Origin of the sequence: Solirubrobacter phytolaccae (assembly GCF_027587195.1) — a bacterium.
Classification (GTDB): domain Bacteria; phylum Actinomycetota; class Thermoleophilia; order Solirubrobacterales; family Solirubrobacteraceae; genus Solirubrobacter; species Solirubrobacter phytolaccae.
The window spans coordinates 1-20,513 of sequence record NZ_JAPDDP010000069.1 but is presented as its reverse complement, the minus strand read 5'-3'; the positions used below and the strand labels follow the sequence as shown (position 1 = coordinate 20,513).

General features: G+C 73.1%; 20 protein-coding genes. 12 read left to right on the top strand and 8 right to left on the bottom strand.

Annotated elements, in window-relative coordinates; translation table 11 throughout:
- Nucleotides 1-5: 5 nt before the first annotated feature.
- From OJ997_RS27805 to OJ997_RS27795, 3 genes are read left to right on the top strand one after another with little or no spacing between them, the layout of a single operon-like run.
- Nucleotides 6-1,664: an NAD(P)/FAD-dependent oxidoreductase gene (locus tag OJ997_RS27805; RefSeq protein ID WP_270028573.1), complete on the top strand. Its 1,659-nt coding sequence runs from the start codon at nucleotides 6-8 to the stop codon at nucleotides 1,662-1,664.
- Entirely contained in the window at nucleotides 1,661-3,073 is a 1,413-nt protein-coding gene (locus tag OJ997_RS27800; RefSeq protein ID WP_270028572.1) for an ATP-binding protein, read from the top strand. Before OJ997_RS27805 ends, OJ997_RS27800 begins: the two co-directional genes overlap by 4 nt.
- Nucleotides 3,070-3,393, top strand: coding sequence for a UBP-type zinc finger domain-containing protein (locus OJ997_RS27795; protein WP_270028571.1), 324 nt, complete (start codon nucleotides 3,070-3,072; stop codon nucleotides 3,391-3,393). The genes OJ997_RS27800 and OJ997_RS27795 overlap by 4 nt, the downstream gene beginning before the upstream one ends.
- Here OJ997_RS27795 and OJ997_RS27790 read toward each other — a convergent pair.
- Together OJ997_RS27790 and OJ997_RS27785 are read right to left on the bottom strand one after the other, a co-directional pair.
- Nucleotides 3,347-4,648 carry an amidase gene (locus OJ997_RS27790; RefSeq protein ID WP_270028570.1) on the bottom strand — a complete coding sequence of 434 codons (1,302 nt, stop codon included), beginning with the start codon at nucleotides 4,646-4,648 and terminating at the stop codon, nucleotides 3,347-3,349. The genes OJ997_RS27795 and OJ997_RS27790 overlap by 47 nt on opposite strands.
- A complete protein-coding gene (locus OJ997_RS27785; RefSeq protein ID WP_270028569.1) occupies nucleotides 4,642-5,409 on the bottom strand; it encodes an alpha/beta fold hydrolase in 768 nt (255 codons plus the stop codon). Before OJ997_RS27785 ends, OJ997_RS27790 begins: the two co-directional genes overlap by 7 nt.
- A gap of 100 nt (nucleotides 5,410-5,509) precedes the next feature.
- Between OJ997_RS27785 and OJ997_RS27780 the strand changes: the two genes are divergently transcribed.
- The 3 genes from OJ997_RS27780 to OJ997_RS27770 are packed head-to-tail and all read left to right on the top strand — an operon-like array spanning nucleotide 5,510 to nucleotide 9,311.
- Nucleotides 5,510-7,294, top strand: a complete 1,785-nt coding sequence (locus OJ997_RS27780; RefSeq protein ID WP_270028568.1) for a 2-oxoacid:acceptor oxidoreductase subunit alpha — start codon at nucleotides 5,510-5,512, stop codon at nucleotides 7,292-7,294.
- A complete protein-coding gene (locus OJ997_RS27775; protein ID WP_270028567.1) occupies nucleotides 7,273-8,253 on the top strand; it encodes a 2-oxoacid:ferredoxin oxidoreductase subunit beta in 981 nt (326 codons plus the stop codon). Before OJ997_RS27780 ends, OJ997_RS27775 begins: the two co-directional genes overlap by 22 nt.
- On the top strand, nucleotides 8,238-9,311 hold the full coding sequence (locus tag OJ997_RS27770) for a MalY/PatB family protein (RefSeq protein WP_270028566.1): 1,074 nt from the start codon (nucleotides 8,238-8,240) through the stop codon (nucleotides 9,309-9,311). The genes OJ997_RS27775 and OJ997_RS27770 overlap by 16 nt, the downstream gene beginning before the upstream one ends.
- On the opposite strand, the gene OJ997_RS27765 is transcribed toward OJ997_RS27770, so the two are convergent.
- Nucleotides 9,283-9,546: a DUF6812 domain-containing protein gene (locus OJ997_RS27765; protein WP_270028565.1), complete on the bottom strand. Its 264-nt coding sequence runs from the start codon at nucleotides 9,544-9,546 to the stop codon at nucleotides 9,283-9,285. The two genes, OJ997_RS27770 and OJ997_RS27765, sit on opposite strands and share 29 nt — an antisense overlap.
- A 51-nt stretch (nucleotides 9,547-9,597) precedes the next feature.
- On the opposite strand from OJ997_RS27765, the gene OJ997_RS27760 reads away from it, so the two are divergent.
- Complete coding sequence (locus OJ997_RS27760) at nucleotides 9,598-10,758, top strand: amidohydrolase family protein (RefSeq protein ID WP_270028564.1); 1,161 nt, start codon at nucleotides 9,598-9,600, stop codon at nucleotides 10,756-10,758.
- Between the two features lie 35 nt (nucleotides 10,759-10,793).
- Here the strand turns inward: OJ997_RS27760 and OJ997_RS27755 are convergent, their stop codons facing one another.
- Nucleotides 10,794-11,210, bottom strand: coding sequence for a hypothetical protein (locus tag OJ997_RS27755; RefSeq protein ID WP_270028563.1), 417 nt, complete (start codon nucleotides 11,208-11,210; stop codon nucleotides 10,794-10,796).
- 37 nt (nucleotides 11,211-11,247) lie between these two features.
- Between OJ997_RS27755 and OJ997_RS27750 the strand changes: the two genes are divergently transcribed.
- Nucleotides 11,248-11,724 carry a GNAT family N-acetyltransferase gene (locus OJ997_RS27750; protein WP_270028562.1) on the top strand — a complete coding sequence of 159 codons (477 nt, stop codon included), beginning with the start codon at nucleotides 11,248-11,250 and terminating at the stop codon, nucleotides 11,722-11,724.
- On the opposite strand, the gene OJ997_RS27745 is transcribed toward OJ997_RS27750, so the two are convergent.
- Nucleotides 11,725-13,896: a fibronectin type III domain-containing protein gene (locus OJ997_RS27745; protein WP_270028561.1), complete on the bottom strand. Its 2,172-nt coding sequence runs from the start codon at nucleotides 13,894-13,896 to the stop codon at nucleotides 11,725-11,727.
- Nucleotides 13,897-14,024: 128 nt separating this feature from the next.
- Here OJ997_RS27745 and OJ997_RS27740 point away from each other — a divergent pair, with 128 nt between their 5' ends.
- Complete coding sequence (locus OJ997_RS27740; protein ID WP_270028560.1) at nucleotides 14,025-14,507, top strand: YbaK/EbsC family protein; 483 nt, start codon at nucleotides 14,025-14,027, stop codon at nucleotides 14,505-14,507.
- On the opposite strand, the gene OJ997_RS27735 is transcribed toward OJ997_RS27740, so the two are convergent.
- Genes OJ997_RS27735 through OJ997_RS27725 form a run of 3 tightly spaced genes read right to left on the bottom strand, consistent with a single transcriptional unit; the run spans nucleotide 14,488 to nucleotide 16,087 of the window.
- Nucleotides 14,488-15,048, bottom strand: a complete 561-nt coding sequence (locus OJ997_RS27735) for an NADPH-dependent FMN reductase (RefSeq protein ID WP_270028559.1) — start codon at nucleotides 15,046-15,048, stop codon at nucleotides 14,488-14,490. The two genes, OJ997_RS27740 and OJ997_RS27735, sit on opposite strands and share 20 nt — an antisense overlap.
- A gap of 2 nt (nucleotides 15,049-15,050) precedes the next feature.
- On the bottom strand, nucleotides 15,051-15,533 hold the full coding sequence (locus OJ997_RS27730) for a flavin reductase family protein (RefSeq protein WP_270028558.1): 483 nt from the start codon (nucleotides 15,531-15,533) through the stop codon (nucleotides 15,051-15,053).
- Nucleotides 15,534-15,544: 11 nt separating this feature from the next.
- Entirely contained in the window at nucleotides 15,545-16,087 is a 543-nt protein-coding gene (locus OJ997_RS27725; RefSeq protein ID WP_270028557.1) for a DsbA family oxidoreductase, read from the bottom strand.
- A 40-nt stretch (nucleotides 16,088-16,127) separates the two neighbouring features.
- Between OJ997_RS27725 and OJ997_RS27720 the strand changes: the two genes are divergently transcribed.
- The 3 genes from OJ997_RS27720 to OJ997_RS27710 form a co-directional block, all read left to right on the top strand.
- A complete protein-coding gene (locus tag OJ997_RS27720) occupies nucleotides 16,128-17,675 on the top strand; it encodes an acyl-CoA dehydrogenase (RefSeq protein WP_270028556.1) in 1,548 nt (515 codons plus the stop codon).
- 9 nt (nucleotides 17,676-17,684) lie between these two features.
- Nucleotides 17,685-19,061, top strand: coding sequence for an LLM class flavin-dependent oxidoreductase (locus tag OJ997_RS27715; protein ID WP_270028555.1), 1,377 nt, complete (start codon nucleotides 17,685-17,687; stop codon nucleotides 19,059-19,061).
- A gap of 4 nt (nucleotides 19,062-19,065) precedes the next feature.
- On the top strand, nucleotides 19,066-20,513 hold a 1,448-nt coding region (locus OJ997_RS27710; RefSeq protein ID WP_270028554.1), incomplete at its 3' end, for an FAD-dependent monooxygenase.

Genomic DNA, 20,513 nt, shown 5'->3' with positions numbered 1-20,513 from the left:
TGGCCATGGAGGCTTCTGAACCGCGCCGTCGCCGCGCCGCGATCGTCTGCGTCGACGACGAACCCGCGGTGCTCGCCGCCGTCGCCCGTGACCTGCGCCGCCAGTTCGGCGAGCGCTACCGGATCGTGCGCGCCACCAGCGGGCAGGAGGCGCTCGGCGCGCTGAAGGAGCTCGTGTCGCGCGGGGAGCAGGTCGCGCTGCTCGTCGCCGACCAGCGGATGCCGCAGATGGCCGGCACGGAGTACCTGGTGGAGGCGCGCAAGCTCGTGCCGGACGCCAAGCGCGTGCTGCTGACCGCGTACGCCGACACCGAGGCCGCGATCCAGGCGATCAACGAGGTCGACCTCGACTACTACCTGCTCAAGCCGTGGGACCCGCCGGAGGAGCAGCTGTACCCGGTGGTCGAGGACCTGCTGACGACGTGGGAGTCGGGCGCCGCGCTCGAGTCCGGCGGCGTGCGCGTGATCGGCCATCGCTTCAGCCGGGACTCGCACGACCTGCGCGACTTCCTCGCCCGCAACCGCGTGCCGATGCGCTGGCTGGACGTCGAGCGCGACTCCGAGGCGCGCGAGCTGCTGCAGGTGGCCGCGATCGACGACGGCCGGCTGCCGGTCGCGCTGCTGGAAGACGGCACCGTGCTCGAGCGCCCGACCGTGCTGGAGCTGGCCGAGCGGCTGGGTGTCTCGGCCGCGCCCGCGTCCGACCACTACGACCTGGCGATCGTCGGCGGCGGGCCCGCGGGGCTCGCGGCGGCGGTGTACGGGGCGAGCGAAGGCCTGCGGACCGTGATGGTCGAGCGCGAGGCACCCGGCGGCCAGGCGGGTACTTCCTCCCGGATCGAGAACTACCTCGGCTTCCCGACCGGCCTCTCCGGCTCGGACCTCGCGCGGCGCGCGACCGACCAGGCGCGCCGGCTCGGCGCCGAGCTGCTGACCGTGCAGGACGCGGTCTCGCTGCGCGTTGAAGGCGCCGGGCGGATCCTGCAGCTCTCCGGCGGCGGCACGCTCAGCGCGAACTGCGTGCTGGTGGCGTCCGGCGTCTCCTACAACCACCTCACCGCCGAGGGCTTCGACACCTTCACCGGCAAGGGCATCTACTACGGCGCGGCGCTGAGCGAGGCGCGCTCGTGCGCCGAGCAGCACGTCGTGATCATCGGCGGCGCGAACTCCGCCGGCCAGGCCGCCGTGCACTTCAGCGGCTACGCGAAGCAGGTCACGATGCTCGTGCGCGGCGACTCGCTCGCGAAGTCGATGTCGCACTACCTGATCGAGCAGATCGCGGCCATTCCGAACATCGACGTGCGCACCAACGCGCAGGCCGTGGCCGCCGACGGCGATGACCACCTGCGCACGCTGCGCATCCGTGACGCGGACGGCGAGCACGACGAGAACGTCGACGCGACGTTCGTCTTCATCGGCGCGGCCCCGCGCACGGACTGGCTCGACGGCGTGGTCGGCCGCGACGCGCGCGGCTTCATCCTCGCCGGCGCCGACGCCAAGGCCGCGGGCTTCCCGCTCAAACGCGACCCCTACACGCTCGAGACGACCGTGCCCGGCGTGTTCGTCGCCGGCGACGTCCGCGCGCGCTCGATCAAGCGCGTCGCGAGCGCGGTGGGCGAAGGCTCGATGGCCGTCTCGCTGATCCACGAGTACCTGGCCGAATGAGCGTTCCGGTCGAAGAGCTGCGCCGGATCGACCTGTTCGACGAGGTGTCGGACGAGGGGCTCGCCGAGTTCGCCGCGATCACGCCGGCCATCCAGACCGCCGAGGAGGGCGACATCCTGCTCGAGCAGGGCGCCGACTCGCCCGGCCCGCTGTTGATGTTCGACGGCGGCACGCGCTCGCTGATCAAGTCCGGTGGCGGCACCGACCTCGGCCAGGTCAGCAACGGCGCGACGTGGATCGGCGCGATCGCCGCGGTCACCGAGAGCGCGCTGCCGGTCACGATCGAGGCCACCTCGACGTGCCGCTACACGATCATCCCGCGCGCCGAGTTCATCGAGCTCGCGATCAAGCACCGCTCCGTGCACCGCAAGGTCATGAAGGTGATCGGGCCGGTCATGCGCGGGATCAACTCGCGCGAGTCCAGCCGCGAGCGCCTCACCTCGCTCGGCACGATGGCGGCGGGCCTGGCGCACGAGCTCAACAACCCGGCCGCGGCGGCGCGGCGCGCGGCGAGCGACCTCGTCCAGGCGATGCAGGTCATCAACTACGCGCTGCGGGCGTTCGTCGAGGCCGGCATCGAGCGCGAGGACGCGGAGAAGCTGCTCGCGCTGCAGAAGGAGGCGCTCGAGCGCTCCGAGAGCCGCGAGGCGAGCAGCGCGCTCGACGAGTCGGACGCGATCGACGCGATGGAGGACATCCTCGACGAGCTCGGCATCACCGAGGGCTACCGCTTCTCCGAGCCGCTGGCCTCGGCGGGGCTCGACGAGGACTGGGTCCGGCGCGTGATCGCGATCACCGGCGAGGGGACGCACGCGTCGCTGAAGGCGCTGTGGTGGGTCGCGTCGACGATCTCCGCGCAGGCGCTGGCCACCGAGCTCGTGGACTCGACCGACCGCATGTCCAAGCTCGTGAAGGCGATCAAGACCTACGCCTACATGGACCGCGGCGGCGTGATCGTCGCGGACGTGCACGAGGGCATCGACAGCACGCTGATCATGCTCAAGCACAAGATCAAGCACACGAACATCAAGGTCGAGCGCCACTACGACCAGTCGCTGCCGCAGATCACGATGCACGGCTCCGAGCTCAACCAGGTGTGGACGAACATCCTCGACAACGCGCTCGGCGCGCTCGGCGAGGACGGGACGATCACGATCACGACGGGGCCCGAGAACGGCTGCATCAAGGTCGACATCGCCGACGACGGACCCGGCATCCCCGAGGACGTCCGCAGCCGCATCTTCGACCCGTTCTTCACCACCAAGGCCCCCGGCAGCGGCACGGGCATGGGGCTGGACACCGCTCGGCGGATCGTCGAGCAGAAGCACGGCGGCTCGCTGACGTTCGACACGAGCGACGCGGGCACGACGTTCCACATCTGGCTTCCCTTGGAGGGCAAGAAGAAATGAGCTCCCGCTGCACCCACACCGACGCGATCGAGATCACCGAGCTGCCGGCCGAGGTCGCCGGCTGTGAGGACTGCCTGCAGGCCGGCGGCGTCTGGCTGCACCTGCGCATCTGCCTGACGTGCGGGCACGTCGGCTGCTGCGACGACTCACCCAACAAGCACGCGAGCGCGCACGCGCGCACTCACGACGAGCACCCGATCATCCGCTCGCTCGAGCCGGGTGAGAACTGGTGCTGGTGCTTCAAGGACGAGGTCGGGATGCTCATCCCGCAGGTCACCGGGCAGACGCGGATTCCGCCCTCGCCGATGCTGTCGCGCTGAAGAGCCCCTCGGCGGCGGCGAGCACGCGCGCCTCGCTCCACGCCGGGCCGGTCAGCTGCACGCCGACCGGCAGGCCCTCGTCGTCGAAGCCGACCGGCACCGCGCACGTCGGCAGGCCCGCGAGGTCCTGCGGCACGGTGTAGGGCAGCACGCCGTCGCGGAACTGCTGGTTGGTCGGCGCGTCGATGCGCTCCGGCGGGACGGCGGAGATCGGCGTGATCAGCAGGTCGGCGGCCGCGAAGATGTGCGCGAAGGCCGAGCGGATGCGTTCGCGCTCCGCGGTCGCCTCCGCGTACTCGGCGAGCGTGACGCTCTGGGCGTGCTCGAGCCGGCCCGCGACGTCCGGGCCGTACTGGTCGCGATGCGCGCCGAACAGCTGCGCGTGGGTGAGCGCGGCTTCGGCGTTCTGGATGCTCGCGTACGTCGGGTACAGGCGCTCGGGGGACGCGTCGAAGCGGACCTCGATCACCTCGGCCTCGAGCGCGGCCACGGCGGCGTCGAAGGCGCGCTGGATGCCGGGCTCGGGCGCGCGCACGTGCAGGTCGGGGCAGACCGCGATCCGCGTGGCGGGCTCGGTCCGGCCGCGCTCGCCGACGAGCGCTTCGTAGAACAGCCGCACGTCGGCGGGCGTGCGCGCCATCGGGCCGGCGTGGTCGAGCGAACGGGCGAGCGGGAAGACACCGCCGGTGCTCAGTCGCCCGAACGTGGGCTTCAGGCCCGAGACGCCGCAGAACGAGGCCGGGATGCGGATCGAGCCGCCCGTGTCCGTGCCGAGCGCGAGCGCCGCCTGGCCGAGGCCGAGCGCGACGGCCGAGCCGCCGCTGGAGCCGCCGGGCACGCGCTCGGGGTCGTGCGGGTTCCGGCACGGCGGGAAGTGCGGGTTGATCGACGTGATGCCCCACGCGAACTCGTGCGTGAGCGTCTTGCCGACGACGATCGCGCCCGCCTCGCGCGCCCGCCGAACGGCCCACGCGTCGGCGGTGGGGACATGGCCGCCGAAGATCGTCGAGCCGTAGGTGGTGCGCACGCCCTCGGTGTCGAAGAGGTCCTTGACGGCGAGCGTGAGCCCTTCCAGCGGCCGCGCGGTGCCGTCCTTGTAGGCGGCCTCGGCGGCCTTGGCCTCTTCCCGGGCGCGCTCGAGCGTGAGGGTCACGAACGCGCCGTACTCCGGCAGCTCCTCGAAGGCGTCGACGACTTCGACCGGTGAGAGCTCGCGCGCGGCGAACGCGGCACGCAGCGATACGGCATTCAGCACAGGTGGCTTCTTATCAGCGCGCTGACCGCATCCGGGGCGTCCAGTTGCATCCAGTGGCCGGCGCCCTCGATCCGCTCGTAGCGCCAGTCGGGAACGTACGCCTGCGAACCGGTCATCTGCTCCTCGGTCAGGTAGGCGTCGCCGTCGCTCCAGACGCCGAGGATCGGGATGGGCAGGCGCGGCAGCTCGCGCTCGCGCAGCTCGAGCTTCGGATGGTGGTTCGCCCGGTACCAGTTGAGCCCGGCCCTCAAGGCTCCAGGCCGAGCCAGGTCTTCGAGCACGCGGTCCAGCTCCGGATGCGTGCTCGCCCACTCGCGCAGCATCGCCCAGTCGTCCCGGCGGATCAGCTCCTCGGCCTCCGCGAACTGGAAGTAGCTCGTGTACCAGGACTTCTCGCGCTGGGCGAGCGTCCGCGGCACGCTGGGATGGCCGACGGAGAGGACGACGAGCCGGTCCACACGGTCGGTCGCCGCGTGCACGAGCGACCAGGCGAGGCCCGCGCCCCAGTCGTGGCCGACGACGTGCGCGCGCTCGAACCCGAGCGTGTCGAGGAGGCCCAGCACGTCCTGGACGCTGCGGCGCATCCGGTACGCGTCGACGTCGTCGGGCTTGTCGGTGTCACCGAAGCCGCGCAGGTCCGGAGCGATCACCGTGAAGTCAGCTTTCAGATCCTCGAGCTGGTGCCGCCACAAATCCGCGCGGTCCGGAAAACCGTGCAGGAGCAGCACTGGCGGGCCGTCGCCGGCCACCTCAACGGCCATTTCGAGGCCGTCGGGACTTAACATCCGCCGCATTGTGCGAGAGGCTACAAGCGTGGAGACGAGTCACCGGAGTGAAACCCGTGAACGCGTCGTCGTCCGCATGGCCGGAGACTCCGGCGACGGGATGCAGCTGGCGGGCAGCCGGTTCACCGACGCCACCGCGATCTTCGGCAACGACCTGGCCACGCTGCCGGACTTCCCCGCGGAGATCCGGGCGCCGGCCGGGACGGTCGCGGGCGTGTCGGCGTTCCAGATCCACTTCGCGTCGCGCGACATCCTCACGCCCGGCGACACGCCGGACGTGCTGGTGGCGATGAACCCCGCGGCGTTGAAGGCCAACCTGCCGCTGCTGCAGCGCGGCGCGACGATCCTCGTCAACGAGGACGCGTTCAGCGTGCGCGCGGTGCAGAAGGCGGGCTACGCGGAAAGTCCCTTGGAGGACGGCACGCTCGAGGGGTTCACGGTCAAGCGGATCCCGATGAGCTCGCTCACCACGCGGGCCGTCGAGGACCTGGACGGCGTCACCAGCCGGGACGCGCAGAAGGCCAAGAACCTGTTCGCGCTCGGCGTGCTCAGCTGGCTCTACGACCGGCCGACGGACGTCACCGAGCGCTGGATCACCGGCAAGTTCGACGGTCCCGTGGAGGCCGCGAACCTCGCCGCGTTCCGGGCGGGGTGGAGCTTCGGCGAGACGTCCGAGCTGATCGACGTGCAGGTCAAGGTGGACCGCAACACCGAGGTCCTGCCGGGCACCTACCGCAACGTCAACGGCACCGAGGCGACGGCGCTGGGGCTCATCGCGGCGTCGGTGAAGTCGGGGCTGCCGCTCGTGTTCGGCGCCTATCCGATCACGCCCGCGTCGGACCTGCTGCACGCGCTGGCGCGCCGCCACGACATGGGCGTGCGCACGATCCAGGCCGAGGACGAGATCGCGGCGGCGTCGATGGCGCTGGGCGCGGCGTTCGGGGGTGCTTTGGGCGTGACGTGCACGTCCGGCCCTGGCCTGGATCTGAAGACCGAGACGATCGGGCTCGCGGTGATGCTCGAGCTGCCGCTCGTGATCATCGACGTCCAGCGCGCCGGCCCGTCGACCGGGATGCCGACCAAGACCGAGCAGTCCGACCTGCTTCAGGCGCTCTACGGCCGCCACGGCGAGTCGCCGCTGCCGGTGCTCGCGGCCTCCTCGCCCGGGCAGTGCTTCGAGGCGGTGTACGAGGCGGCGCGGATCGCGATCACCTACCGCACGCCGGTGATCCTGCTCAGCGACCTGTTCGTGGCCAACTCGAGTGAGCCGTGGCGGATCCCGAACGCCGCGTCGCTGCCGCCGATCGACCCGCACTTCCGCACGACCTCAACGGGAGCGTTCCTCCCGTACACGCGCGACGACAACCTCGCGCGGCCGTGGGCGATCCCCGGCACGCCGGGGCTCCAGCACCGGATCGGCGGCCTGGAGAAGGCGGACGGCACGGGCGCGATCTCCTATGACGGGAAGAATCACGCGCGGATGACCAAGCTGCGCGCGGACAAGGTGGACGGCATCGAGGTGCCGGACCTGGAGATCCACGGCGAGGCGGACGCGGACCTGCTCGTGCTCGGCTGGGGCTCCTCCTACGGGACGATCCGGGCGGGCGCGCGGCGGGTGCGGGAAGGCGGCGGCCGCGTGGCGACGGCGCACCTGCGCCACCTGCGGCCGATGCCGAAGAACACCGGCGCGCTGCTCCGCAAGTTCGACCGCGTGCTCGTGCCGGAGATGAACAGCGGCCAGCTCGCGCACGAGCTGCGCGCGCAGTACCTCGTGAACGTGGAGTCCTACGGCAAGGTCCAGGGGCAGCCGCTGCTGCCGTCGGAGATGGAGCAGGAGATATGGCGGCGACTGAGCAGCTGACGAAGGCCGACTTCCAGTCCAACCAGGAGACGCGCTGGTGCCCGGGCTGCGGCGACTACGCGGTGCTCGCCGCCGTCCAGTCGTTCTTCCCCGAGCTCGGCATCCCGCCGGAGCGGATCGTGTTCGTGTCCGGGATCGGCTGCGCGGGGCGCTTCGCGTACTACATGGACACGTACGGGATGCACGGCATCCACGGCCGGGGGCCGGCGCTCGCGACCGGGCTGGCGAGTGCGCGCGACGACCTCTCGATCTGGGTCGTGACCGGCGACGGCGACGCTTTGAGCATCGGCGGCAACCACCTCATCCACGCGCTGCGCCGCAACGTGCCGGTGAAGATCCTGCTGTTCAACAACCAGATCTACGGGCTCACGAAGGGCCAGGCGTCGCCGACCTCAGAGCTCGGCAAGGTCACGAAGTCGACGCCGTTCGGCTCGATCGACGCCCCGTTCAACCCGCTGTCGTTGGCGATCGGCGCCGAGGCCACGTTCGTCGCGCGCACGATCGACACCGACAAGCAGCACCTGCCCGCGGTGCTGCGCGCGGCCGCCGCCCACGAGGGCGCGGCGCTCGTCGAGATCTACCAGAACTGCCCCGTGTTCAACGACGGCGCGTTCGACGCGCTGCGCGACAAGAAGCGTGGCGAGGTGAACCGGATCTACCTCGAGCACGGCGAGCCGATCCGCGGCGTCGTGCGGGACGCCGACGGGGCGCTGCGGCTGGGTTCTGGCGGCGCGCCGGTGGTCCACGACGCGCACCGCGAGGACCCGGCGTTCGCGTTCGCGCTCTCCCGGCTGTCGTCCTCGCCGGACGGGCCGACGCCGATCGGCATCTTCCGCGACGTCCGGCGCCCGGTCAGCGGGAGCGACCTCACGGCGGAGCTGGCGGCCGCCCGCGCCGGCGCCGACGACGCCGCGCTCGACGCGCTCATGCGCAGCGGAGACACGTGGACGATCTCCTAGTTCGCGGCAGCGAGAAGTGGAGCAGGTACCCGCCCGACGTCCTGCCGGCGTGGGTGGCAGAGATGGACTTCCCGCTCGCGCCGCCCGTGCGCGAGGCGCTGCACCTCGCGATCGACCGCGGTGACCTCGGCTACATCGGGCCGACCGGCGGGCTGCTCGAGGCCATGCACGGCTTCTACGCGCGGCGGCTCGGCTGGGAGCTCGACACCGAGCAGGTCGCGCTCGTCGCCGACGTGATGGTCGGCTTCAAGGAGCTGCTGCTCGTGCACACGCAGCCGGGTGAAGGCGTGATCATCAACCCGCCCGCGTACCCGCCGTACTTCGACGACATCCCGCACGTCGGGCGGCGTGTGGTCGAGGTGCCGCTGGGTGAGGACGGCGCGCTCGACGTCGACGGGCTGGACAAGGCGTTCGCCGCCGGTGCCCGCGCGCTGCTGCTGTGCTCGCCGCACAACCCGACCGGCCGCGTGTACACGCGGGAGGAGCTGGCCGCGGTCGCGGCGGTTGCCGAGGACCACGACGCGTTCGTGGTCGTGGACGAGATCCACGCGCCGCTGACTTTCAACGGCAGCTTCACCCCGTGGCAGGCGGTGTCCACGCGCGGCGCCGTGCTCACCTCGGCGTCGAAGGCGTTCAACGTCCCGGGCCTCAAGCTCGGGTTCGTGGTCGGCGAGCCGGCGACGAAGCTCCATCCGCATCTTCGCTACCACGCGGGCTACGCCGGGCTGGTGGCGGCCGAGGCGGCGTTCTCGGGCGGCGACGAGTGGCTGGACGAGACGCTCGCGACGATCGCCGCCAACCAGCGCGACCTCCCCGCGCTGCTCCCGGACGGCGTCGCGGTCACCTATCCCGCCGACGCGTCCTACCTCGCGTGGCTGCGCTGCGACCCCGGCCTGGGCGACGATCCCGCCGCGGTCTTCCTCGAGCGCGGGCGCGTCGCGCTGCAGTCCGGGCTCGGCTTCGGCGCGCCGGGCAAGGGCCACGTGCGCCTGAACGTCGGCACGACGCCCGAGCTGGTGCGCGAGGCCGTCAGGCGGATGGCGTCGGCGCTGGGCTGAGCTCCAGCACCAGCACGACGTGGCGCGTGGCCAGCGCCAGGTACTCGTGATGCTCGGGCTCGCGCGAGCCGTCGGCCCACGTGACCCGCGCGTCCGTGAGCGGCAGGAAGTCGTCGCCCTGGGCGTTCAGGAAGTCGGTCAGCCGCGAGCGGAAGCCCTCCTGCGGCAGCTGCAGGGTGGCCTCGATCTCGTGGCGCGCGGTCTCGATCCGGACGCGTTCGTGGCGGGACTGCATGGCTCCCAGTATGTCGGCCGGCGCAGCGCGCGTCTGTAGGGTTGCCAACCCATGCTGGACATTGACGCGATCCTCCGCCCGTGGTGGGACAGCATCCAGGCGGCGCACGGCCCGCTGGAGCTCTACGACGCCCACACCCACATCGGCCAGAACGACCCCGACGGCTTCAAGCAGACGCCGGAGGAGCTGATCGACGTCATGACCCGCGCCGACGCGCGCGCGGTCACGTTCCCGATGCACGAGCCCGACGGCTACCGCGGGCCGAACGACGCCGCGATCGCGGCGGCGGCGTCCTCCGATCGGCTGGAGGCGTTCTGCCGGCTGGACCCACGCGACCACCCGGCCGAGGAGGCGCGCCGCTGCCTGGACGCCGGCGCGGTCGGCATCAAGCTGCACCCGCGCGCCGAGCAGTTCGGGATGGACGAGCCGGGCGTGCGCGAGATCATCACGATCGCGCACGAGCGCAAGGTCCCCGTGCTCATCCACGCCGGCCGCGGCATCCCCGCGCTCGGCCAGACCACGGTCGCGCTCTCGAGCGAGTTCCCGGACGCGCGGCTGATCCTCGCCCACGGCGCGATCTCCGACCTCGCCTGGCTCTGGCACGTGCTGCCCGAGCACCGGAACGTCTTCATCGACACCTCGTGGTGGAACCCGGCGGACCTGATCGCGCTGTTCGCGCTCGTGGACCCGTCGCACATCGTGTGGGCGAGCGACTCGCCGTACGGCCTGCCGATCACCGCCGCGTTCACCCACGCCCGCTGCGCGCTGCAGGCGGGCGTGAGCGACGAGGCGCTGCGCTCGATCATGGGCGGCCAGATGGCCCGGCTCGTCGCGGGTGAGGACCCGGCGTGGGCCGGCTCCGCGCCCGGCGCCGTCGAGCCCGCGCTGCACCCGCTGCTGGACCGGATCGTCACGCACCTGATCACGGCGATGGGCCGCGCGTTCGGCCAGACCGACCCGGACGAGTCGATCGCGCTCGCCCGCCTCGCCTGCGCGGTCGGCGACGACGCGCCGCACGCCGACGTCGCCGGTGCGACGCTCGAGCTGCTCGACCTGTTCCGCGAGCACCTCGCGCCGCCCCCGCCGGGCCGCCCGTTCCCGGCCGCGGCGCGCTTCCTGATCGCGGCGCTCACCGTCGCGCGCACCCCGACCGTCCCGCTGCCGGACGCGTTCCACGTCCCGCCGCCGTCGCGCGACGAGGCCGAAAGTTAAAGCCCCAGGGCCTTTAACGTCGCGTTAGGTGCGCTTTAGCCTTCGCCGCCGCCCGTGAGCGTGGGCTCGGGGCGGGTGTTGCGCTGCGGTGCGGGCTCGGGGGTCGGCTCCGGCGCGCAGCCCCGGTAGTCGCGGGAGCGGGTGAACGTCTCGCCGCCGGCCAGCTCGCCGCTCACGGTGACCTGGCCGCGGGGGGACGCGAGGCGGACGCGCATCCGCGCCTCGCCCGACAGGCCGTTCAGGCGCAGGACCTCGCGGCCGTGCGCGCTCACGCTCAGCGCCTCGATCGCGCGGTCGCTGGGCGCGGCGACCTTCACGACGACGCGCGAGTGATCCAGGCAGCCGTCCTGGAAGTCGATCGACAGCTCACTCCCGCCGCTCTGCGCGAGTGCGGTGGCACCGACGCCGAGGGTGGCGCCGATGACGATCAGAGCGGTGAAGGGTCGTCGCACGGGATTCGAACCTACCCGCATCGCGACGGTACGTAAAGTGCGGCTAACCGCCGTGTGGACCATCCATTCAGAGCCCCTGGACAGCCCGGATTCCGAAGCGTTGCTGTGGGCGTACTGGCACGACATCGTCGCGCGCTACTACCGCCATTACGAGGACCGCTCGATCGCCCCGCACGAGGTCGACGCGGCGATGGACGAGTACCGCACGGAAGACCTCGCGGCGTGGCTCGTCGCGCGCTGGGACGGTGAGCCGGCGGGCTGTGCCGGGCTGCGCCGCCACGGCGCGCTCACGCGGATGTTCATCGCGCCGGCGTATCGGCGCCGGGGCGGCGCGCGCCTGCTCCTGCGGGGCGTCGAGGACGCCGCGCGCGAGCTCGGCATCACCAAGCTCCAGATCGACACACGCGACGACCTCGTCGAAGCCCAGCGGCTCTATCTGGCCGAGGGCTACGACGAGGTCGAGCCGTTCAATGCGGACGAGTACGCCGAGCGCTTCTTCGAGAAGCGCCTCTAGCTAGCGCACCGCGTACAGCGTGGCGGTGCGGACACCGCCGGAGAACGCGACGCGCACGGCGACGCGACCGGTGCCGGGCACCTTGACCTTGACCGTGAACTTGCCGGTCTTCTTGTTGATCTTCGCCTTGCCGACCGTGGTCAGCTTGCCGCCGCCGAGCACGGCGCAGGCGGTGCCGCCGCGGCCGCCGCGGGCGGCGACCTTGAGGCTCTTGCCCGCCTTGAGCTTGCGCGGGTCGACGGTGCCGGTGAGCGTCGCGGTGGTGCCGCTGACGGACAGCTTGCTCACGGAGGCGACGCGCGTGGCCTTCAGCGCGAGCGACTTGGTGGTGCCCACGACGGCGCGGTAGCGGGCGCTGCGCAGGACCTTGGCCTTCGGGCGCTTGATCGAGGCGGCGAAGCGGCCGTCGGCGCCGATCTTCGCGGTGGCGACGGTCTTGCCCGCCTTGTCGACGATGGTGACGGCGGTGCCGACCGGCTGCGCGGCGGCGCCGGCGAACTTGACGGTCTTGCCCGCGGTGCGGACGTCGACCAGCGCGAGCTTGCCGTTGCCGTAGCAGGAGGCCAGCAGCGCGCCCCAGCCGCCCGGGTCGCCGTTGACGGTGGTGGTCGTGACCGGCGGCTCGGGGGTGACCGGCGTCACCGGGTCGGTCGGCGGTGCCGGGGTGTCCTCGCCACCGGTGCCGCGCGTCTGGCGGTTCAGCTCGACGCTCGCGCTCGGCGACGTCGTCGCGTTGCCGGCGGCGTCGGTCTGGATGACGCGCACGAGGTACGTGCCGTCGGTGTCGGGGAGCGTGACGTCGACGTCGCCACCCGCGGCGACCGGGGTGCTGGAGAGCACGGTGCCGCCGGCGCTGAGGATCTGGACGGTCGCCGCCGTCGCGTCGCTCGCGCGGACGAACTGCACGTGGCGCGGGCGGACGGAGACGTCGCCGGTGACGACGGGCGCGGCGGCGTTCGCCGGGCCGACGCGGTCCAGCTGGGCCAGGACGCCGGCGGACGTCGAGGTGCCGCCCGAGCTCGTGCGCTGGATGCGCACGTAGTAGACGCCGTCGGCGTCGGGGAGCGTGATCTGCGCCGTGCCGTCGAGGTCGGGGTCCGGCGTGTTGGAGAGGACGGTGGTGTTGTCCGCCGCGAGCACCTGGATGTTGACCGCGGTCGTGCCCGGCACCTGGTCGTAGATGACCGTGCGGGTGCGCGACTTCAGGTCGCCATTGACCGACGGCGCCGCGTCGCTGGGGATGGCGGGCACGACGAACGTGGCGTCGCTGGTGAAGGACTCGCCGTCGGCGTTGGCCGCGCGGACGCGGTAGTGGTACGTCGCGCCCGGCGTGAGGCCGGCGAGCGGGAAGCTGAAGTTCTGCGCGCCCGTGCCGTTGACGGCGGTGACGGAGGTGCTCGTGCCGTAGGCGGCCGTGGGGCCGTACTGGACGGAGACGGCGGTCGCCTGCCCGTGTGGGTCGACCGAGCCGGTGATCTTGACGCCGGCGGTCGTGTCCGCCGAGGCGGTCAGCGCGGACGGCTGCGCGAGGTCGGAGACGTTCAGCGCGACGTCGTCGAGGTCCACGGTGCCGGTCTGGATGGCGGCGGCGATGCCACCGTGCACGTGCAGCGCGAGCGTCAGCTTGTACGTGCGGCCGGCGACGAGCGCGCCGTTGGGCACGGTCAGGTTCACGGGCGCGAAGGTGGCGTTGGTCGACAGCGCGTGGGCGGGCAGCGTGGTCGAGCTCGCGGGCGTCGCCACGTCGGTGATCGTCGCCGTCAGGTCGGCGTCGCTGGCGAGCAGGGCGAGGATCGAGCCGAGCTGCGGGCGGACCTTGGCGGTCAGGACGCTGCTGTCGGGCGCGCCCGAGACCGTGAACGCCGGTGACGTCCAGGTCACCGTCGAGGTGCTCAGCACGCCGACGCTCGTGGTGAACGTGCCGCGCAGGTGGCCGTCGCCGGTGCCGCCCGCGCCGCCCGTGGACACGTAGGTCCCGGCCGGATCGGAGCACAGGATGCACACGCCGGAGAACGCGTTGGTCGCGGTCCAGCCGCCGCTGGTGGTGGCGAAGGTGCGGGCTTCAGCGGCGCTGGGGTAGCTCGTGGTGACCGCCGCGTGGGCGGGGGCCGCCGCGCCGCCAGCCACGGCGGCGACGACGGCGAGGGTGGAGAGAACACGTCCGTACGTCATGCACCGGGTGTTCGCCTTGTCAGCCGACTGACGGATGGGACGAAGGGACTGAACCGGGGTCGAACCCCGGTTGGGCCGATCGGCGGACCCGGCGGCGACCGATCGGCCGGTGGCTAAGGTCTCGGGCCGTGACCGACGACCTGCCTCGCAGCTCCCGCCGTGTGCACGCCGCGCTCGTCGCGCTCGGGCTCCCGGCCGACATCGTCCACCTCGAGGACGCCACCCGCACCGCGCCGGAGGCCGCGGCCGCCGTCGGCTGCGAGCTCGGCGCGATCGTCAAGTCGCTCGTGATGCGTGGCGTCACGTCGGGCCAGCCGGTGCTCGCCCTCGTGTCGGGGTCCAACCGCGCGGACCTCGAGCTGCTGGAGGCGGCGCTCGACGAGCAGGTCGAGCGCCCCGACGCCACCTACGTGCGCGAGGTCACCGGCTACGCGATCGGCGGCATCCCTCCGGTCGGCCATCCCGCGCCCGTCCGCACGTTCATGGACGAGGACCTCCTGCAGTACGAGACGGTGTGGGCGGCCGCCGGCCACCCACACACGATCTTCCCGATCGCGCCCTCCGCGCTCGCCGACGCGGCGGGCGCGACTGTCACCCGCCTCGCGGCGTAGCGCGCGCCCGCGCGGCCAGCGGCGCCGGCCCGAGCGTGACGCCCTCGGGCAGCGCGTCCGCGAGCGCGGCCAGCCCCGCGAGCAGCTCGTCGAGCTCCGCCACGCCCCGGTCGCCGGGGACGCCGTCGGTGAAGTCGCGCGAGCTCAGGTACGCGCTCGTCGGCAGGGTCAGCGCCCCGAACCACGCGAGCGTGTCCCGCAGGTGCCAGTCGGGCCCGAGCGAGTGGTGGTCGGTGGCGCCCATCGCGGCGATCGCCGCCGGCTTGCCCTGGAGCGCCTCGACGGGCAGCAGGTCGAGCAGGTTCTTGAGCACGCCCGTGTACGTGCCGCGGTACACGGGCGTGGCGAGGAGCACAGCGTCGGCGGTGGCGACGGCGTCGAGGATCGGGGCCTCGAAGTGCGCCGAGCCCGCGAACGGCAGCGGATGCTCGGCCAGGTCGAACAGCTGCGTCTCGGCGGGGGACCGGTCGAGCGCTTCCGCGACGGCGCGGCGCAGGCGGCCGGGCGGCGTGGCGGATCCGATGATGGCGACGATCGACACTCTCAGGCTCCCAGCTTCGTGAACGTGCCGCGGTAGAACAGCAGCGGCGAGACGTGCTCCTCGGGGTGCTCGACCGCAAGCACCTGGCCGACGATGATCCGGTGGTCGCCGCCGTCGGCGACGTCGTGGACGGCGCATTCGAGCGTCGCGAGCGCGCCGTCGATCACGGGGACACCGCCGACGATGCCCTGCGAGTAGGTGACGCCGTCCCACGACGCGCCCCGACGGGCGAAGCGCTTCGCGATCGACGTCTGGTGCTCGCGCAGGACGTTGACGCCGAAGTGCCCGGCGGTGAGGAGGGCGCCGAGCGTCAGCGAGTCCTCGCGCAGGCAGATCAGCAGCAGCGGCGGGGCGAGCGACACGGACGTGATCGCGTTGACGGTGCTCCCGTGCGGGTCGCGGCCCGGTCCGGCCGTGACGACGGTGACGCCGGTGGCGAAGTGGCCCATCGCGGCCCGCAGCGCGTCCGCGGGGAGCGGCTGCACGGCGGCGCCCATCAGGCGGCCTCCGCGAGCGGGCGCACGCCGCGCAGTGCCGGCGCCACCGCCTCGATCGCTTCAACGTAGGCCTCGAACGGCTGCGGGCCGGTCACCACACGATCACCTCCGGGTCCACGGAACAGCACGGTCGGGTACGGGCACGGCGCCTCGCCGCCACCGCGGCGGCGGGTGAGCGAGCGGTCGGCGTCGACCGACCACACGACGTCGGGCGACTCGAGGTCGCGGATGAGCCGCGACACGTCCAGGCCGGGCACGTCGGCGAGCGCCGCGGCGAGCGCGGACACGTCGTCGACCGGAGTCCGATCGACGAACGTCGCCTCGCGCAGCCGCTTCAGGACGGCCTCGGCACAGGCCGCGCCCTGGTGCTCGGCGGCCCGCGCCGCCCGGGCCACGAGGGGCGAAGGCTCACACGATCCGAACACCCGTCGCCACCACGCGCGCCCCTCGTACCGGTGGCGCACGCGGCGCAGGACGGGCTCGGCGTTGAACGCCGTGGCGCTGTTGATGTCGGTGTGCTCGTACGCCTGGAACTCGGTCATCGCCTTAAATATCCTAAACCCGATCGGTAAAGTCGACAATATGCCATCCGTGCTCTCGGTGTCGCCCGTTCTTCCTGCCGCCGAGCGGCTGGCTGCCCACTGGCGGCGCGGCGCGCTCGACCGTGACCGCGACCCGTGGGTGCAGGACGGCGCGCTCGAGGCGCTGGCGGCAAGCGGGCTGCTCGGCGCCTGCGCGGGCGCTTCGGGCCCGGCGATCGCCGACCTCGTGCGCATCCTCGCCACGGGCGATCCCGGCCTCGCGCAGCAGCTGCACGGCCACGTCGGCAACGTCGAGCTGCTGGCGCTGGCGTCGCCCGCCGTGCGGGAGGCGATCAGCGACGACATCCGCGACCGCGGCGCGCGCTTCGGCAACCTCAACCGCGACGCCGACCCGCGCCGGCCGACGACGCTCACGCCCGACGGTGACGGCTTCCGGCTGACCGGCGCGAAGTCGTACTGCACGGGCGCGGTCGACGCCCAGTGGCTCGCGGTCCCTGCCCTGCTGGGGGACGAGTTGCGCGTCGCGCTGGTGCCGGCCGGCGCCGACGGGATCGAGGTCGGGACGCGCTGGGAGGCGTTCGGCCAGCGCGCGACCCGCAGCGTCGGCGTCACGTTGACGGACGTGGCCGTGCCGCGCGACCACGTGCTCGACGCGTGGCGCGACGCCCCCGCGGCACAGGCCCGCGAGCTGCGTGCGCAGATCCCGCACCCGGCGCTCGAGGTCGGCATCGCCGAAGCCGTACTGGCCGAGTCGTGGCCGGCGCACGTCCGCGAGAGCGACGCCTTCGCGGCTGTGACGGCGCACGTGGCCGCGGCCCGCGCACTGCTGGACGACGCCGCCGCGCAAATCGACGCGCTCGCGCCGCGCACGGCCGCGCCGCGCAACGGGCTTGGCGCGCCGCGCAACGACGCCGACGCGTCCGGCGAGGCCGCCCTGACCGTCGCGCCCTCGCGGCTCGCGCTCGGCGAGGCGAGCCTCGCGCTGTTCGCCGCGCGGGCGCTTTCGTACCGGACGTCCGTGCGGACCGCCGACGCCGCCACGCGCTGGGTCGGCGGCGACGCCCGGCTCGCGGCGCGGGTCGAGCTCCACTGGCGCAACGCGCGGACGCACTCGGTGCACGATCCCGGGCGCTGGGCGTTCCACCACGTGGGGCGGCACGTGCTCACCGGGGCGTATCCCGCGCCGCGCTCGCCGGGGCTCAAGCACCGCGCGGACGAGCTGGTCGCGCCGCCCCGGCTGCCGTCCTTCGTGCCCACCGGCCACGTGGTCGCCGACGCCGCCCGCGCCGCTCTCGCCGAGGCTGCGCAGTTCGTCGCGCAGCGCTCCGCCTGGCCCGAGGCCGGCGTCGCGCGGGCCGTCGACGAGCCGCACGCGATCCTGCGCTTCGGCGAGCTCGCTGTCCGGCTGCGCGCGCTCGACGCGCTCGACGCCCGCGGGGAGGGCGCCCGCTACGCCGACGAGGTGGCGCTGCGGATCGTCAGCGACGCGCTCGAGATCGCGGGCGCCAGCGCGCTGACGCGAGGTCGCGGGTTGGACGAGCACTGGCGCACCATCGCAAATATAAGTAATCCGATCAAGTTTATGTAGTATCCGGTCATGCCCAGACCACCGCTGCGTTTCTCCGCGTTCGTCATGAACACCGCGTCGCACATCGTCCACGGCTTGTGGCGCGATCCGGAGGGCGAGCAGCTCCGCTTCAACGAGCTCGACCTGTGGGTCGATCTGGCGAAGCGCCTGGAGGCCGGTGGGTTCGACGCGATCTTCTTCGCCGACGTCGTCGGCGTGTACGGCGACTACCGCGGCGGCTGGGCGCATCACGCCGAGCTCGGCCTGCAGATCCCGAGCAACGACCCGCTGGTGATCCTGTCCGCGCTCGCGTCGCACACCCAGCACCTCGGGCTCGCGTTCACGGCCGGGCCGATCCAGCAGCCGCCGTACAACTTCGCCCGCCAGGTCGCCACGCTCGATCACGCCTCGAACGGGCGGATCGCGTGGAACATCGTCACGAGCGCGCTCGCCAACGGCTGGAAGAACTTCGGCCACGACGACCTGCTCTCCCACGACGACCGCTACGCGTTCGCCGACGAGTACCTCGACGTCCTCTACAAGCTCTGGGAGGGCTCGTGGGACGAGGACGCGCTCGAGCAGGACCGCGGCAGCGGCCGTCACGCCGACCCGTCGAAGATCCACGCGATCAACCACGTCAGCGAGCACTGGAAGGTCCAGGGCCCGTTCCTCTCCGCGCCCTCTCCGCAGCGCACGCCGCTGCTCTTCCAGGCGGGCTCCTCGAAGGTCGGGCGCGACTTCGCCGCCCGCCACGCCGAGGCGCAGTTCATCGTCAGCCCCGGCGCCGAGCAGGCGCGCGTGCTGATCGACGACACGCGCCGGCTCGTCGAGGCGCACGGCCGCCACCGCGACGACCTGAAGTTCTTCCAGGGCCTCTCGTTCGTGGTCGGCTCGACCGAGGAGGAGGCGCTCCGCAAAGAGGCCGAGCTGGAGGAGAAGATCGACATCGACGGCCAGATCGCCCACTTCGGCGGCAGCCTGGGCGTGGACCTCGGCGCCTACGAGCCGGACACGCCGATCGACGTCATCCACACCGAGGGCGGCCAGAGCGGGCTCGCGTGGCTGCGTGAGGCGACGAACGGGCGCACGCCGACGCTCGAGGACGTCGTGCGGCTGCGCACGCGCAACACGCGCGTCACCGGCACGCCGGAGCAGATCGCCGACGAGCTCGCGCGCTGGAGCGAGGCGGGCGTCGACGGGATCAACGTGGTCAACGCCACCATCCCCGGCTCCTACCAGGAGTTCATCGACCACGTGCTCCCCGTCCTGCGCGAGCGCGGCCTCGCCCAGCGCGAGTACACGCCCGGCACGCTGCGCCGCAAGCTGTTCGGCAACGACCGGCTGAGCGAGCGCCATCCCGCGGCGCGCTACCGCGGGGCGTTCCGCTCTCAGGTGCCGGTCGGGTAGCGCCGTGCGGCTGCCGCGGGCCGTCGACGTGCTGATCGTCGGCGCGGGGCCGGTCGGCTCCGCGCTCGCGATCGAGCTCGGCGTGCGTGGCGTGCGTCCCCTCGTCGTCGAGCGGCGCGCCACGCTGCCGCCGCCGACCGACGTCCGCGCCCGGAACCTCTCGATCCGCACGATGGAGGCCGCGCGGCGCTGGGGCGTCGCCGAAGCGCTGCGTGCCGCGCGCCCGCTGCCGCCGGGCTGGCACCGCGGGATGCTGGCCGTGACGCGCGTCGCCGGGCACGAGCTGCTCCCGCCGGTCGGCGCGGGGCGTGAGCTGTGGGCGCCGAGCGCGCCGTGGGCGACGATCGGCGCGGAGCCCCCGATCGATCTTCCGCAGTACCGGTTCCTGCGGGTCGTACGGGAGCGCGCCGCGGCGCTCGGGGCGCGCTTCGTGCTCGGCGTCGAGGTCACGGACCTCCGGCCCGACGCGACCGGGGTGACCGTCCGCGTCGGCGACGACGTCGTCGGCGCGCGCTGGCTCGTCGCCTGCGACGGTGGCCGTAGCCGCGTCCGCGAAGCCGTCGGGATCGACCGCGAGCTCACGACGCCCGTCGGCCACCTGCGCAACCTCACCTTCCGGCTGCCGGGCGCGTTCGGCCGGCTCGGCGTGCGTCCCGGCGTGCAGTTCCGGGTGATCAACCACGACGCGGCCGGGCTGACGCACCCGTACGAACGAGATCGCTGGCGGATCGCCGCCGGCCCGCTCGTCGCGCTCGACGAGCTCGACGTCCACGCGGAGATCGCGCGCTTCCTCGGCCGGGCCGGACTGCCGGTGACCGAGGCCGCGGTGACGACGCACACGATCCAGCGCCGCACCGCCTGGGTCTACCGGGCGGGCCGCGTGCTGCTCGCGGGCGACGCCGCCTCGGCCTTCCCGCCCCACCTGGGCCAGAACCTCAACCACGGCGTCGCCGACGCGGTGACGCTCGGCTGGATGCTCCCGGCGCTGCTCGCGGGCTGGGGTGGCGAGGCGCTGCTCGACGCCTACGAGCACGAGCGCCGCGCCGCGAGCGTCGCGACCGGTGAAGCGACGCTGCGCGTCGCCGAGGCCTGGCTGCGCGTCGGCGCGCAGGCCCGCGCGCTGGGCCCGCGGCTCGACGACCCGGGCGGACGGGACGCCCGCGACGCGCTGGCCGAACACGTTGCCCCGCTGCTGCACGGCAGCGCCGACGGCGTGCTCTACGACCAGCGCCACCCGACGTCGCCGCTCGCGCTGCCCGCCGGGGAACCCGGCCCCGACTTCGACCCCGCGCACGTCCGCCCGAGCACTGCGCCCGGCCACCGCGCCCCACACGTCTGGCTCGCCCAGAAGGGCCTCGCCGAGGGTGGCCCCGGCGAGGACGGCGCCGGCGGGCGCGGCGAGGACGGCGCCGGCGGACGCGGCGAGGGTGGCGGCGGGCGCGGCGGGGGCGG

Bases quoted from the DNA above. Each gene is read 5' to 3' on its own strand.
- OJ997_RS27805 (WP_270028573.1), top strand. From the start codon at position 6: ATGGAGGCTTCTGAACCGCGCCGTCGCCGCGCCGCGATCGTCTGCGTC.
- OJ997_RS27800 (WP_270028572.1), top strand. From the start codon at position 1,661: ATGAGCGTTCCGGTCGAAGAGCTGCGCCGGATCGACCTGTTCGACGAG.
- OJ997_RS27795 (WP_270028571.1), top strand. From the start codon at position 3,070: ATGAGCTCCCGCTGCACCCACACCGACGCGATCGAGATCACCGAGCTG.
- OJ997_RS27785 (WP_270028569.1), bottom strand. From the start codon at position 5,409: ATGGCCGTTGAGGTGGCCGGCGACGGCCCGCCAGTGCTGCTCCTGCAC.
- OJ997_RS27780 (WP_270028568.1), top strand. From the start codon at position 5,510: ATGGCCGGAGACTCCGGCGACGGGATGCAGCTGGCGGGCAGCCGGTTC.
- OJ997_RS27775 (WP_270028567.1), top strand. From the start codon at position 7,273: ATGGCGGCGACTGAGCAGCTGACGAAGGCCGACTTCCAGTCCAACCAG.
- OJ997_RS27765 (WP_270028565.1), bottom strand. From the start codon at position 9,546: ATGCAGTCCCGCCACGAACGCGTCCGGATCGAGACCGCGCGCCACGAG.
- OJ997_RS27760 (WP_270028564.1), top strand. From the start codon at position 9,598: ATGCTGGACATTGACGCGATCCTCCGCCCGTGGTGGGACAGCATCCAG.
- OJ997_RS27745 (WP_270028561.1), bottom strand. From the start codon at position 13,896: ATGACGTACGGACGTGTTCTCTCCACCCTCGCCGTCGTCGCCGCCGTG.
- OJ997_RS27725 (WP_270028557.1), bottom strand. From the start codon at position 16,087: ATGACCGAGTTCCAGGCGTACGAGCACACCGACATCAACAGCGCCACG.
- OJ997_RS27720 (WP_270028556.1), top strand. From the start codon at position 16,128: ATGCCATCCGTGCTCTCGGTGTCGCCCGTTCTTCCTGCCGCCGAGCGG.
- OJ997_RS27715 (WP_270028555.1), top strand. From the start codon at position 17,685: ATGCCCAGACCACCGCTGCGTTTCTCCGCGTTCGTCATGAACACCGCG.